General features: G+C 33.4%; 12 protein-coding genes. 1 reads left to right on the top strand and 11 read right to left on the bottom strand.

The window, feature by feature from the left end; genetic code table 11:
* Positions 1–8: 8 nt before the first annotated feature.
* The 11 genes from JN168_RS06260 to sal(D) all read right to left on the bottom strand — a co-directional run bounded on the left by JN168_RS06260 (position 9) and on the right by sal(D) (position 13,407).
* A complete protein-coding gene (locus JN168_RS06260; protein WP_107580188.1) occupies positions 9–932 on the bottom strand; it encodes a peptidase U32 family protein in 924 nt (307 codons plus the stop codon).
* On the bottom strand, positions 929–1,570 hold the full coding sequence (locus tag JN168_RS06255; protein ID WP_229367253.1) for an O-methyltransferase: 642 nt from the start codon (positions 1,568–1,570) through the stop codon (positions 929–931). Before JN168_RS06255 ends, JN168_RS06260 begins: the two co-directional genes overlap by 4 nt.
* 585 nt (positions 1,571–2,155) lie before the next feature.
* A complete protein-coding gene (locus JN168_RS06250) occupies positions 2,156–2,485 on the bottom strand; it encodes a DUF1292 domain-containing protein (protein ID WP_042738524.1) in 330 nt (109 codons plus the stop codon).
* A gap of 17 nt (positions 2,486–2,502) precedes the next feature.
* On the bottom strand, positions 2,503–2,931 hold the full coding sequence (ruvX, locus tag JN168_RS06245; protein ID WP_042738523.1) for a Holliday junction resolvase RuvX: 429 nt from the start codon (positions 2,929–2,931) through the stop codon (positions 2,503–2,505).
* 3 nt (positions 2,932–2,934) lie between these two features.
* Positions 2,935–3,195, bottom strand: a complete 261-nt coding sequence (locus JN168_RS06240) for an IreB family regulatory phosphoprotein (RefSeq protein ID WP_107527555.1) — start codon at positions 3,193–3,195, stop codon at positions 2,935–2,937.
* A 72-nt stretch (positions 3,196–3,267) separates the two neighbouring features.
* A complete protein-coding gene (gene alaS, locus JN168_RS06235; protein ID WP_279526240.1) occupies positions 3,268–5,898 on the bottom strand; it encodes an alanine--tRNA ligase in 2,631 nt (876 codons plus the stop codon).
* A 361-nt stretch (positions 5,899–6,259) separates the two neighbouring features.
* Positions 6,260–8,650, bottom strand: coding sequence for an SF1B family DNA helicase RecD2 (recD2, locus tag JN168_RS06230; protein WP_042738520.1), 2,391 nt, complete (start codon positions 8,648–8,650; stop codon positions 6,260–6,262).
* A gap of 2 nt (positions 8,651–8,652) precedes the next feature.
* A complete protein-coding gene (locus JN168_RS06225) occupies positions 8,653–9,318 on the bottom strand; it encodes a tetratricopeptide repeat protein (protein WP_042738519.1) in 666 nt (221 codons plus the stop codon).
* 138 nt (positions 9,319–9,456) lie between these two features.
* Positions 9,457–10,569, bottom strand: a complete 1,113-nt coding sequence (gene mnmA, locus JN168_RS06220; RefSeq protein ID WP_042738518.1) for a tRNA 2-thiouridine(34) synthase MnmA — start codon at positions 10,567–10,569, stop codon at positions 9,457–9,459.
* Entirely contained in the window at positions 10,570–11,712 is a 1,143-nt protein-coding gene (locus JN168_RS06215) for a cysteine desulfurase family protein (protein WP_107511914.1), read from the bottom strand.
* 60 nt (positions 11,713–11,772) lie between these two features.
* On the bottom strand, positions 11,773–13,407 hold the full coding sequence (gene sal(D), locus JN168_RS06210; RefSeq protein WP_279526239.1) for an ABC-F type ribosomal protection protein Sal(D): 1,635 nt from the start codon (positions 13,405–13,407) through the stop codon (positions 11,773–11,775).
* 283 nt (positions 13,408–13,690) lie between these two features.
* Between sal(D) and JN168_RS06205 the strand changes: the two genes are divergently transcribed.
* A complete protein-coding gene (locus JN168_RS06205) occupies positions 13,691–14,704 on the top strand; it encodes an LLM class flavin-dependent oxidoreductase (RefSeq protein ID WP_279526238.1) in 1,014 nt (337 codons plus the stop codon).
* Positions 14,705–14,770: the final 66 nt, after the last annotated feature.

Raw genomic sequence — 14,770 nt, 5'->3', positions numbered from 1 at the left:
AGCCCTCCTTAGTAAACCGTTTGTTTAAATAAGAATCCTTCGTCAAATGGACGATGTTCCGGTTGAATTGCCTCAATAGGATCAACTAGCATAAACTTCTCATCTTCATATGCTTCAGGATCTTCATGATATAAATCGATTGCTTCTCTATATTGTTCAGTACACACGTTAATATATGCTTCAGTTTGTAAAACACCATCAATTTTCAACGAGTCAATTCCTGCTTCTAACAGTGAATCTAATTCTTCAATCAAGCAAATATCATTTGGCGACATAATATGTGTACCATTGTAATCTTCATATACAGGATATTTGTTATCTCGTTCTTCATCATATAATAAGAGTTCATTCGCCTCTTTATTTCTCTGAATTTTCATTTGACGCTCTTGAAATGTATAATAATTGCCTAATAACATACGTTTAGATTGGAACATGCACGTCATACCATGAACTTGTACTTCAACCTCAACGTTAGTATTTGCTTTAATATTTAAAATTTCTTCTAAGCTTAATTCTCTCGCAAGCTGTGCACGTTTAGCACCCTTTTGTCCCCAATAATTACATTGGAAATGGTTCGTTACAAGTGCTTCTGCGTCCCAGTTTAGCGGAATCGGATTCTGTTGCGCTTTAACATACATAACTACTGCTGGATCACCAAAGATAATTCTATCAACTTGAATTTCATGTAAAAATGCTATGTATGATTCTAATGCGTTTAAGTGGTAATTGTGAAAGATACCATTTACTGCGGCATATGCTTTTTTTCCATGTTTATGGATTAACTTTACAGCTTCTTCCATATCTGTTCTATTAAATTCACCTGCAAGTCTTAATCCAAATTTCTGTTCACCAATAACAAAGGCATCTGCACCCTTATCAATTAGCGTACTTATATGTGCTACAGATTTTGGAGTAACTAATAATTCAGTCATTTTGAAGCTCCTTTAATTGATATTGCTAAACCATCATCGATATTTAAAAAGTTTGTAGTGTAATTTTCATTATTCATCAACCATTCATTGTAAGACTGGACTTTCTTAACCATTTGACGTACATTGCGATTTCTAACTATGTCAATATCTGCAACGAAACCATGATATAACACATTATCTGTTATAACCATACCGCCTTCTTTTAGTAATGGTGTATAAAGTTCGAAGAATTTTTGTGATTGTGCTTTAGCTGCATCGATAAAAATCATATCGTAAACTCTATCATTTACCTGTTCAAATTGTTCCAATGCATTACCCACAATTTGTCTTATTTGCGTATTAAAACCAAATGTCGTTCTGTTGTTCTTTGCTTGTGACAACATAGCTTCATCTCGTTCTATTGTTGTAACATGAATATCAGATGAGACTGATGCAAATTGCATTGAGCTATAACCAATTGCTGTGCCAATTTCCAATATCTGTTGTGGTTGATGTATTCTAATTAATTGTTTGATCATATCTAATGTTAAACGATCAACGATTGGAACATTATTCTGTTCAGCATAAGATCTTAATGATTCTATTCTTGAATCAGTTTGTTTGTGTAATTCTAATAAATACAACTGATTTTTATCCATTGTAATAACTTCCTTTATGGCAAAATGATTCCCTTTAATTCTCAATAAAATAAATCAGTCCTCTAAACTGACTGATTACTTTAAGATATCAAAATTAACATGTTTGTTTTTAATAACAATTAAACTGATTTCATCATTTAATATTCAATTACAATCATGCATATATCATTTCCCACTTAAATTTAACTTTATATATTTTACCATAAAGTAACGAATATTATAAGTGTAAATTGTTTGAATGACTGTTGATTAACTGACTTTTAATAGATTATTTGTGTTACCACTTTGAGTTAATGCAAACCTTGTTTTTCATCTTGCGTTTTAAAGTTCTTGAAAAATAAAGAATTAAACTATATTAGCTATATTTTGACATAACATAACCGCCTTAATCTAAATGCTTCCCACCCAATGTTACACTTAACAACCAGTTATAGGAAAATGTATAACACATTATGTTTCTACAATTAAAAAGCGAGTCAACCCAATTAAGGATTGACTCGCTTGCTTTCGAGAGTAGGAAGATGATTTCCAATCTCATACTAATTTAATTATCATCGTTCAGACTAAAATAAATCAGATTATCATTTAGTGTTCATGATCGTGGTCATGATCATCCATTTCTGTATTGACGATTTCTTCAATCATATCCCATTCTTCATCTGTTTCTACTGGTAAGAATTTACCACCGTCACCATTTTCATCAGCTTCATTAATCATTGGGATTAATTCTACTAAATCATCGTCATCAGATTCTGCGCCTTCTTCTGCAAGAATCACATACTCTTTCTTAAATTCTGGATGATAGAATTCTAAAACTTTACGGTATAAGACTTCATTACCTTCTTCATCGTATAAAGTTAATAATTCCTCTTCGTTGTTAATTTGTAATTCTGCATCATGATTATGTTCTGTCATTGTATAACGCTCCTTTATTATTGAATAGAATCTAAATAACCTTGCAAGATGAATACTGCTGCCATTTTGTCTATTACTTTTTTTCTTTTCTGTCTTGAAACATCTGCCTCTAGTAAAGAACGTTCAGCGGCCATCGTACTCAATCGTTCATCCCACATAATAATCTCTAATGATGGCAATGCTTCTTGTAGTTGCTCCTTGTATTGTAACGAAGCCTCGCCTCGAAATCCAATAGAATTATTCATATTCTTTGGCAATCCAATTACAACAGAGCCTACTTTTTCTTTTTCTATTATTTTCACTAATGCTGCTATACCTAAATCGCCATTTGCTTCATCTATTTGGAGTGTATCTAACCCTTGGGCTGTCCAACCCATTAAATCACTTATTGCTATACCAACAGTTTTACTTCCTACATCTAATCCTATTATTTTATGCTTTAGCATTGCTTACTTATCATTCTCAGTTAAATAATTTGAAACTAATTCTTCCATAATATCATCACGATCTATACGACGGATTTGATTTCTAGCTTCATTGTGACGCGGAATATAGGCAGGATCTCCAGATAAGAGATAACCTACAATTTGATTTACAGGATTATAGTTTTTTTCTTCTAACGTTTTGTAGACATTTTGCAATACTGTTTTGACATCTTCTTTAGGAATTTCATCATAATTGAATTTCATTGTTTTATCAAAGTTTTCCATTGTTAAACACTCCTTAAATCGCGCAAATAATTTCTATACTTTAGTTACATTCTACATGACAATGGTTTTAAGTTATAGTGATTTAATATAATTTTTAATGAAACGTAATGATTCTGTGATGTTTTCAGGTTCAGTTCCGCCACCTTGAGCCATATCTGGACGACCGCCACCTTTACCACCAACTTGTGGAGCCATATTCTTAATAATATCACCAGCTTTGATTTTTCCTGTAAGTTCTTTAGGTACAGTGGCGATAAGAGAAACCTTTCCATCAACGTTACTAATTAAGATAATTACCGTATCTTGTAACTTCGATTTGAAATCATCCATCGTTTCACGAATAGCTTTTGCATTTGCAACTTCAACTTCTGTAGCTAATACCTTAAGTCCATTAATTTCTTCAACTTGATCTGTGATATCACCCATTTTTAGTGACGTAATTTCTTTATTACGTTGTTCTAATTGCTTCGTTAGTTCTTTTTCGTCTACTTGCATTTGCTGCACTTTATCAAGCACTTGATCGTCAGATTTCACTTTCACAAGATCTTTAACAGCATTGAATTTTTCTTGAACTGCTTCTAAATATTGGAACGCACCTTTACCAGTCAACGCTTCAATACGTCTAACTCCAGCACCAGTACCTGACTCACTAACAATTTTAAACAACCCAATTTCTGATGTATTGTTAACATGTGTTCCTCCGCATAATTCGATAGAATACGGTGACATATCGACTACACGAACAACGTCTCCATATTTTTCTCCGAATAAAGCCATTGCACCCATTGCTTTTGCATCTGAAATTGACATCTCTTTAATGTTTACATTGATGCTATTCCAAATTTCTTCGTTAACTCGACGTTCAACTTCAGCAATTTCATTATCATTCATTGGTCCAAAATGTGAAAAGTCAAAGCGTAGTCGATCACTTTCTACTAACGAACCTGCTTGGTTAACATGATCTCCCAATACTTCTTTCAAGGCAGCATGTAATAAATGCGTTGCGCTATGGTTTTTCTCAATAGCTAAACGTGCTTTTTGATTTACTTTAGCTTCTACAGGACTACCTTTTGTAACTTGACCAAATTGAACTTCACCTTTGTGGAGATTTTGACCATTTGGCGTTTTTGTTACTTCGTTTACAGCTATTTCAAAGTGTTCATTGCCAACTGTACCTTTATCAGCAACTTGACCACCACTTACCGCATAAAACGGTGTTTCCTCTAAAATAAAGTGAATGCTTTGACCTGCTTCTACAGATTCAACTAATGCACCGTCAAATAGTATATCAGTTATTGTTGTAGCTTGCTCCATTACATCATAACCGACAAAGTTACTTTGTGTTGTAATATTTTTCAATACTTCACTTTGTACTTGCATAGATTGCGTGTTTTGACGTGCTTGTCTTGCTCTATCTCTTTGTTGTTGCATTTCTGCATCAAATGTTTCCATATCTACTGACAATTGTTCTTGTAGTGCAATTTCTTCAGTTAGTTCAATAGGGAAACCATAAGTATCATATAATTTAAATGCATCTTTACCGCTTATCTGATGGTTGCCTTCTTTTGCATTTGCAACTAAATTATTTAAAATTGCTAAACCTTCTTCTAATGTTTCATGGAAACGCTCTTCCTCAGATTTAATTACACGTTTAATAAAATCAGCTTTTTCAAGAACATTTGGATAATACGGTTCCATAATTTCAGCCACAATATCCACTAAACGATACATGAATGGTTCATTGATATCTAAAGTTTGACTGAATCTCACTGCACGACGTAATAGACGTCGTAATACATATCCACGACCTTCATTTGCTGGCAAAGCACCATCTGCAATGGCAAAGGCAATCGTTCTAATATGGTCAGCGATAACTTTAAATGCTACATCGTTGGCTTCAACTTCTAAATATTTTTTTCCTGAAATCTGTTCAACTTCATTAATAATTGGCATAAATAAATCTGTTTCATAATTCGTGCGAACATTTTGAGCTATTGATGCCATACGTTCTAATCCCATACCCGTATCAATATTTTTATTTGGTAACGGCGTATATGAGTGATCTTTGTTATGATTGAACTCACTAAATACTAAATTCCATACTTCAAGATAACGCTCATTTTCTCCACCTGGATACATTTCCTCTGCTGGGTCATTAGCACCAAATTGCTCTCCTCTATCATAAAAAATCTCAGTATTAGGACCTGAAGGACCTTCACCAATATCCCAGAAATTTCCTTCAATACGAATGATTCGACTTTCCTCTAAACCAATCTCTTCATTCCAAATTTCATAAGCTTCCGTATCTTCAGGATGAATCGTGACATATAGTTTTTCTGGCTCCATTGCCATCCATTTATCACTTGTTAAAAATTCCCAAGCAAATGTAATTGCTTCACGTTTAAAGTAGTCCCCAATTGAAAAATTACCAAGCATTTCAAAGAATGTATGGTGTCTTGCAGTGAAACCTACATTTTCAATATCATTTGTTCGAATTGCTTTTTGAGAATTTACAATCCTTGGTTTTTTAGGTGTTTCACGGCCATCGAAATATTTTTTTAAAGTCGCTACTCCTGAATTAATCCATAATAGCGAATCATCATCAATTGGTACTAAAGGTGCTGATGGTTCAACCATATGTCCTTTTTCAACAAAATAATCTATAAAACTTTGTCTAATTTCACTTGCTTTTAGATTTTTCATCCTTAAATATCCTCCATCTCATCTCATGTTCTGCACAATTCCAGTAATACTATAAATCAGCAAATAAAAAACGCCCATCCTCATAAAAGGGACGAACGTTTCGCGGTACCACCCTAGTTATAAGTAATTAGTAAATTAATAATATTTAGTCATGTTATCAATCGGACTACATGGCATCACATCATCAAAATCCACCAATTCTCACTTATCACTCAATTAGTTCTTATGTTTACTGACATAAAGTAGCGTTCAATTATGTTAACTGTACTTCTCAGCAACCAGTACATCTCTATAGGGTTTAACATAATTTACTCATCTTTATGCAACGTTAGTTATATTGTATTTATTTTCCGCCTTATTGTCAATCTTCTATAAAATCATAAGGCGAAATTTGGCCCATATTAATCATTGGGTCAATTTTAAACATTGTTGTTTCAGTTAAAATCGTATCGGCATCTACATATTCATTTATTTGTTGTGCTTCTGTATCCGCTTCTTCATTATTGAAATAATCCTTTAAAAATGAACAAAGTTGAGTCAAACGCACTTGTCCATGTGTGTTCAATCCTATTTCAAAGGCTTGTGGATCTCCTAAAAATACAAGAGACTGTTTAGCTCTTGTTAATCCAGTATATAATATAGGCTTTTGTAACATTCTAAAGTATTGTTTGACCATAGGCATAATGACGATTGGAAATTCAGACCCTTGTGACTTATGAATAGAAGTACAATAAGCATGTGTTAACTCCATTAAATCTTGTCTTGAAAATGTAATTTCATTTCCTTCAAAATCAACGACTAAGACGTCTTTATTCAAGGCATTTTCCTTTGCCCAAAATATACCTACAACAACACCAATATCACCATTAAAAATATTATCGCTAGGTCTATTCACAAGTTGCAATACTTTATCTCCTTTACGAAATATCACATCACCAAATTCTATTTCTCTAGAATCTTTTTGTTTAGGATTAAGTATAGATTGCAACACTGTATTGAGCTTTTTAATACCGGCTGACCCTTTATACATAGGCGCTAATACTTGAATATCACTCATGTCATAGCCTTTCTTCACTGCACTGCCCACAACCTTTTCGACTACAGTGGGAATTTGTTCAGTACTACAATTAATAAAGTTACGATCGTGATAACGTTGGCTTATATCAATAGGTTCGTTTAATTTCATACGATGTGCTAATTCAATGATACTTGAACCATCTTGCTGGCGATAAACTTCAGTTAAATTCACACGTGGCACCACTTTTGAGTCAATTAAATCCTTAAATACTTGTCCTGGTCCTACTGATGGCAATTGGTCTTCATCGCCTACGAGTACAATTTGTGCATCTATTGGTACAGCATTCATAAATTGGTGAAATAGCCACGTATCAACCATTGACATTTCATCTATAATGATTAATTTGGCTGATATCTCGTTATCCAAGATATCTTCAGGTTGGGTATCTTGATTCCAACCTATCAAACGATGAATCGTCATAGCTTCAAGTCCTGTTGCATCTGCTAGACGTTTCGATGCCCTTCCAGTTGGCGCACCTAATACAACTGGATAATCATCATTTTTATAGTCGTCATAATCTAGAGATAACCCATGTATTTCAGCATATAATTCTACAATACCTTTAATTACTGTAGTCTTACCTGTACCTGGACCACCTGTTAACAGCATTACCTTAGAATTAATTGCAGTTTGTAACGCTTCTCGTTGTGACTCAGCATAATTAACATCATTTCTCGTTTCAATTTCACCTATCTCTAACAATAGATCTGACTGTTCAATTTCCTTTAATTTGTTAGTATAAGTAAAATTACGATACAAGTTTTGGACACTTTTTAATTCAGAATAATACAAACTTGGTATTGCAACTTCAGTGTCTTGACGTATTAACTTATCTGCATCTACAAGTTGTTGCATGACTTCTTCTAATTGTTCGTGGTTAATTATTTCTTGTGGTTGATTCGACAACATGTCACTGGTCATATCTAACACAGTTTGTGTTGGCAAGTATGTATGTCCTTGTTTGATACATTCTTCCTCTAGAACATAAAGCACACCAGCTTTCAATCGTTCAGGATCATTGAATTGTATTCCAACGTTTCTTGCTAAAGTATCCGCCTTATTAAAACCTATTCCTTTAACATCGTAAACGAGTTGATAAGGTTTTTGTTCAACTATCGTCAATGTTTCACCAAGATAAGCTTGATAAATAGACATCGCTAATTTGGGACCAAAGCCTAAATCATGTAGCCTGATAATGATTTGCTCTGTTTCCTGATTACTCGCAATTTGTTCAGCTATTTGCTTTTGTTTCTTTTTTGGTAAACCAGGCACATTTTCTAGAATGGTTGGATCATTCAATATATCATTGATTGCATTTTCACCTAGTTTATTAACAATACTTTGCGCTGTTTTTTTTCCGATACCTTTAAATAAATCACTCGACAAGTAACTAATTATCGCTTCTTTCGTTTGTGGTAATTCCTTTTCAAATGTTTCTGCTTTTAATTGCTTACCATACTTTGCGTGCGTCACTATTTGACCTTTAAAGGTATATACGTCTCCTTCAGCAATATCTGGAAAGAACCCTACAATTGTAGGCATCGAATCAAAATTTTCATTTGTTTCAATCGTATCGACCTTTAAGACGGTGTAGAAATTTTCTTTATTTTGAAAAAGTATAGCATCTACTGTGCCTTTAATCATTGATTGATTAAATAATGTAGGGTCCTCCATAATTACTCCTCCTCTGCAATAGCTTTAAATGTCTTTATTGCATGTTGACTCATTAAATGTTCTGGATTTACGGCAACTGCTTGTTCAAAATAAGCAATAGCCTTTGATGTATCTTCCGTTTGCATGTATGTCGCCAAACCTAAATTGTATAACGCATCCGTATGTGTAGGTTCTACAGAAACAACATGCTCTAATTGTTTGATTGCAGCATCAAACATTTCTAAATGGCACAACACTAACCCATACTGAAATTGAACCTCAACATCTTGACGTTCATCTAATTCTGCAGCTGTCATTAAGAATGGCATTGCTTCTTTAAAAGCTTCTAAATGATTGAAAGACATGCCAATCATATAATTTGTATCTACCTTATCGATGTTATATTTTAACGCTTGCTGATAAAGCTTGATTGCTTCTTTAAATCTACTTTCATTGTAGTATACATTACCTAAATTGTAGTAGATAGCTCCATTTTCAGGATCAATTGTAATCGCCTTTTGGAAGAATTTTTCTGCTTTTTCAACTTCCCCTGCTTCAGCAATTAATATGCCTGCGTTAATATAATTTTCAACTTGTTGTGGATCTTGCTCAATATTGTTAAATAACGCAGCTAAGGCCTCTTCAATTTTTCCTTCTTTAATTAATTCATAAATTTGTTCTTGCTCCATTGTAACCCTCATTTCTGAGATTTTATTATAACATTGCGGCATCATAAATATATTTACATTGCCAAAAAGAAATCGCTAGAAACTATCTTCTACATAGTATACTAGCGATATTAAATCATTGCCAATCTATTTGATATATTAAACTACATAACTTAACTGACCTGATTCTTTAAATACATCATCAATAGTAGCGCCGCCTAAACATACATCACCATCATAAAAGACAACGGCTTGTCCAGGTGTAATGGCTCTTACTGGTTCATCAAAGGTCACACGAATAGCATTTTCACTTTCTTTTCTTACAAAGACCTGTGTATCCTTTTGACGATATCTGAATTTTGCAGTACAAGCAAATCCTTTTTCTAAATCAACCGCATTGATAAATGATGCATCTGAAGCAATAAGATAATCACTGTATAATGCATCATGATGGAATCCTTGTTCAACATATAAAATATTGTCGTCTAAATTTTTGCCCACAACAAACCATGGATCTCCATCTCCACCAATACCTAAGCCATGACGTTGACCAATCGTATAATACATTAATCCAGCATGCATACCAACCTTTTCACCTGATAGCGTACGCATTTCGCCAGCTTGTGCAGGTAAATATTGCGATAAAAATTCTTTGAAATTACGTTCACCAATAAAACAAATTCCAGTAGAATCTTTTTTCTTAGCTGTTGCAAGCCCCGCTTCTTCAGCAATTTTACGTACTTCTTTTTTATCAATATCTCCAATAGGGAACATGACATGAGACAATTGTTCTTGAGATAATTGATTTAAGAAGTAAGTTTGATCTTTGTTGTTATCAACACCGCGAAGCATTTCTACATGTCCATCTTCGTGACGGCGAATTCTAGCATAATGACCTGTAGCTACATAATCGGCACCTAATTTCAATGCATGTTCTAAAAATGCTTTGAATTTGATTTCTTTATTACACATAACATCTGGATTGGGTGTACGTCCTTTTTTATATTCATCTAAAAAGTATGTGAATACTTTATCCCAATATTCCTGTTCAAAATTCACCGCGTAATACGGTATACCAATTTGATTACATACAGCTATAACATCATTATAATCTTCTGTAGCAGTACAATAACCATTTTCGTCTGTATCGTCCCAATTCTTCATAAAAATGCCGATGACATCATAACCTTGTTCTTTTAATATGTGAGCAGTAACGGAACTATCCACGCCACCTGACATGCCGACTACAACTCGTGTATCTTTATTTGACAACTAAATTTCCTCCTTGAATTTATGGTATATTTTATGGATTTCTGTAGCTATATATTTAACTTCTTGCTCTGTAGTTAATTCATTAAAACTAAATCTCACTGAATGTTTCGCTCGTTCATCTGTATCAAACATCGCTACTAGTACATGCGATGGCGTAGTAGTTCCAGCAGTACATGCGGAACCAGAAGATACATATATATTCGATAAATCTAATAATGTAAGTAATGTTTCTACATCAATAAAAGGGAAGTATAAATTAACAATATGACCTGTCGAGTCAGTCATTGATCCATTAAATTCAAATGGTATTGACCGCTCTTGCAATGATACTAAAAATAAGTTTTTCAAATTCAACAAATGCACATTATTTGTATCACGTTGTGTATCAGCTAATGTTAAGGCCTCTGAAAAACCTACAATCTGTGGTAAATTTTCTGTACCAGCACGTCTTTTCGCTTCTTGGTCACCGCCTAATTGTGTATATTGAATTGGTGTGTTTTCTTTTAGTAATAATGCACCCACACCCTTTGGACCACCGAATTTATGTGCTGTAATACTCATAGCCGCAATATCAAACTCATTAAACTTGATATCTAGATGACCAATTGCTTGAACTGTATCAACATGGAGGAGTGCATTAGACTCTGCAACAATTGCATCAATATCATACATTGGTTGAACAGTACCCACTTCATTATTTACAAACATTATAGAAACGAGAATAGTTGATGGCGTCAATGCTTCCTTTAATTGATCTAATTGTACTATTCCCTCTTTATTCACATCTAGATATGTTACATCAAATCCCTCGTGCTCAAGTTGTTCAAATACATGGAGTACAGAATGGTGTTCAATTTTTGTCGTAATAATATGATTCCCTTGCTCACGTAACTGATATGCAATACCCTTTATAGCAGTATTATTAGATTCTGTTGCACCACTTGTAAATATAACTTCACTCGGTTTAGCGCCAAGTATCTTGGCTACATTTCTACGTGATTCATCTAAATACTTTCGTGCATCTCGTCCCAAACTATGAATAGATGAAGGATTTCCATAATGACCTGTATAAATATCCATCATTTTATCGATTACTTCCTGCTTTACAGGGGTTGTTGCAGCGTAGTCTGCATATACTTCCATGTTTGACACTCCTTAAATTTTTATCAATGTTCCAATGATAGCACCATCTAATTAAATTTTCTAGTTGTCTGTTTCAAAATGTCCGAATTCATCTATCGACTTATAATCATCTAATAATTTTAATGTATCATCCACCATATTGGGTGAATGCTTCTCTGATAATGTTAAATTCATTAACTTTTTATCTTTAATTGTCCAATGAGTCGCTGTAATTTGAGATTTCAAGTATTCATCATGCGTCACAATCATTACTTGTCCTGCAAATTGCTTTAACATCTGTAATATTAAATCTTGCGTAGCAATATCGAAGTAATTGGTTGGTTCGTCGAGTATTAATAAATGTGGATTTGAGAAATATAATAATACAAACTGTAATCTACTTTTCTCTCCCATAGATAATTGAGAAATTGGAAGGTTTATTTTTTGGTTATCAAATCCAAATGACGCCAATATCGTTTGTGCTTGACTACGTTCCATACCTTCCATGTTTAATAACATAGTTAATGCTGTGCTGTCATAATTTAAATTGTCATTTTTTTGGTCAAAATAAGCTATTTTTAGAGAAGGCGTTATATAAATATCACCCTCATCTGGTATTATTGACTGCTTGATAATTGAGATTAATAATGATTTGCCACTACCATTCGGGCCAGTAAGTATAATATTTTCATTATCTTTAATTTCGAAATTTGCATTTTGATAAATATTCTTACCATCAATAGTGATGCTAAAATCATATAATTGCATTAAATACTTTTTATTTAGCGCATCTTGATTCTCAAAATGGAAGTGACGATCATCCGACTTAGGCTGTTGGACTTTAATCTTTTCAAGTTTTTGATTTATTTGTGATTCTTTAACCTTTGCCTTTTGAGCTAATTTACTCAAACGCTTTTGCTCTAACGGATTACGAACACTTGCAGATTGATTCGCAGTTTTATGCCAATTTTTAACTCTATCTACGGTTGCTTCCAATGCTTTTATTTCTTTTTGCTTTTTCTCGTATACCTTTTTTTGAGTTTCTCTTTCAACATCTATAATGGATTTATATTGACTATAATTACCCGTAAATTTTTTTGTAGCTTGTGGTGTAATTTCAATAATGTGCGTTGCAGTTTCGTCGATAAATCCTCTATGATGTGACACGTATAATATACTTTGCTTTGCTTGCTTTATATAATCCACGACAATATGAATCATTTGTTTATCTAAGTGATTTGTTGGTTCATCCAACAATATTAAATTTTTTTCTGAAATCATTGCTCGAACTAATGCTACTTTGGTTTGTTGTCCGCCGCTTAACTGCCCCATTTGTTTATCTAAATCTGACTCTTCTAAATTTAATTGCTTTGCTTGTAAAATGATTTGTTCTTCTATTTCATATCCATTAAGTTCTATATAGTCACCAATTTTTTCATAATCAGTTTGCATAGCAAGTTTAATATCTAATAATTCTGGATACCACGACATAATATAATTTATTGCCGTTGCATTTTTATACTTCGATAATTCTTGATCCATCAAATACGTTGAATCATTATATTTATTGTAAATTGCATTAAGTAATGTTGATTTACCTACCCCGTTATCACCAACAATTGCTATATGTTCACCTGGTTCAACACTTAAATTAACCTCTTCTATTAATGTCTTGCCGAACCTTTCAAATGGCTTTTCTGTAAAATAAAAAGACATACCAATTCCCCACTTTCATGGATATGACATGTCAACAGTAAAATTACATTACTTATTCTGTTATTAATAATAACGAGCCTGTTTAAGACATAGACATATCCCATAATTTTATATTTGCTTTAGTTTCTAATTTGTTTATCTTATGAGTTTTATCCATTGTCCTAATTTAAGCCACCTAACGTTTTAATTTGGATATAGTATAACAGTGAGCAATATTTTACGCAAGTTTTAAAACGACTGTTATACTTCTTTATATTAGAAACACCGAGGAGGAAATAATAAAATGAAAGATGTAAGACTCTCTGCACTAAACTTAGTGCCTATTCGTGAAGGTCAAGATGACAAAGATGCTATTAAAGATATGGTTAAACTAGCGCAAAACCTTGAAGCATTACATTATGATCGATACTGGATAGCTGAGCACCATAATGCTCCTAATTTAGTGAGCTCAGCAACTGCATTATTAATACAACACACTTTAGAACATACATCTAAGATAAGAGTTGGTTCTGGAGGTATCATGCTACCAAACCATGCGCCATTAATCGTAGCTGAACAATTTGGTACTATGGAAACAGTTTTTCCCAACCGTGTTGATTTAGGATTGGGACGTGCACCTGGTACTGATATGATGACAGCAAGTGCATTAAGAAGAGATCAACACAATGGCGTTTACGAATTTCCAGATGAGGTAGAACAGTTAGCCACTTATTTCGGACCAAGTAACCAACAGTCATATGTCCGTGCATACCCAGCAGTGAATAAAAATGTTCCTCTTTATATTTTAGGTTCTTCTACTGATTCTGCACATTTAGCTGCAAGAAAAGGATTACCCTATGTATTTGCAGGACATTTTGCCCCTCAACAAATGAAAGAAGCAATGTCAATTTATAAAGAATTATTCGAACCATCAGAAGTATTGCAAGAACCTTATATGATAGTTTGTTTAAATGCAATAGTTGCAGATACAGATGAACAAGCATACTACCTTGCTTCCACTCAAGCACAAGTAATGGTTAGTATTACTAGAGGTAAAATGCAACCTGTACAACCACCAACTGATGATTTGAAAGGATTATTAACACCAAGAGAATTTGAAATGGCGCAACAAAGATTAAATCAATCCTTAATTGGTTCTGAAGAGACAGTAAAGCAAAAATTAGAAGCATTTATTGAGGTTTATGGAGAAATAGATGAACTAATGGCAATTAGTTATGTATACGATCAAAATGCGCAATTAGAGTCATACAAAAAACTTAAAAATATCATCGACACGCATTTCACTGATAATAAATAAAAACTATGACCAACCAGCACATTGCTAAAAATATAATGTGCTGGTTTATTTATTAACTTGTATAAA

The organism is Staphylococcus gallinarum (genome assembly GCF_029774255.1).
Lineage (GTDB): Bacteria > Bacillota > Bacilli > Staphylococcales > Staphylococcaceae > Staphylococcus > Staphylococcus gallinarum.
This window is presented reverse-complemented; position numbering and strand designations above follow the sequence as displayed.

What these genes read in the sequence shown, in the direction of transcription:
- JN168_RS06260 (WP_107580188.1), bottom strand. Translation starts at nt 932, where the DNA reads ATGACTGAATTATTAGTTACTCCAAAATCTGTAGCACATATAAGTACG.
- JN168_RS06255 (WP_229367253.1), bottom strand. Translation starts at nt 1,570, where the DNA reads ATGGATAAAAATCAGTTGTATTTATTAGAATTACACAAACAAACTGAT.
- JN168_RS06250 (WP_042738524.1), bottom strand. Translation starts at nt 2,485, where the DNA reads ATGACAGAACATAATCATGATGCAGAATTACAAATTAACAACGAAGAG.
- ruvX (WP_042738523.1), bottom strand. Translation starts at nt 2,931, where the DNA reads ATGCTAAAGCATAAAATAATAGGATTAGATGTAGGAAGTAAAACTGTT.
- JN168_RS06240 (WP_107527555.1), bottom strand. Translation starts at nt 3,195, where the DNA reads ATGGAAAACTTTGATAAAACAATGAAATTCAATTATGATGAAATTCCT.
- alaS (WP_279526240.1), bottom strand. Translation starts at nt 5,898, where the DNA reads ATGAAAAATCTAAAAGCAAGTGAAATTAGACAAAGTTTTATAGATTAT.
- recD2 (WP_042738520.1), bottom strand. Translation starts at nt 8,650, where the DNA reads ATGGAGGACCCTACATTATTTAATCAATCAATGATTAAAGGCACAGTA.
- JN168_RS06225 (WP_042738519.1), bottom strand. Translation starts at nt 9,318, where the DNA reads ATGGAGCAAGAACAAATTTATGAATTAATTAAAGAAGGAAAAATTGAA.
- JN168_RS06215 (WP_107511914.1), bottom strand. Translation starts at nt 11,712, where the DNA reads ATGGAAGTATATGCAGACTACGCTGCAACAACCCCTGTAAAGCAGGAA.
- JN168_RS06205 (WP_279526238.1), top strand. Translation starts at nt 13,691, where the DNA reads ATGAAAGATGTAAGACTCTCTGCACTAAACTTAGTGCCTATTCGTGAA.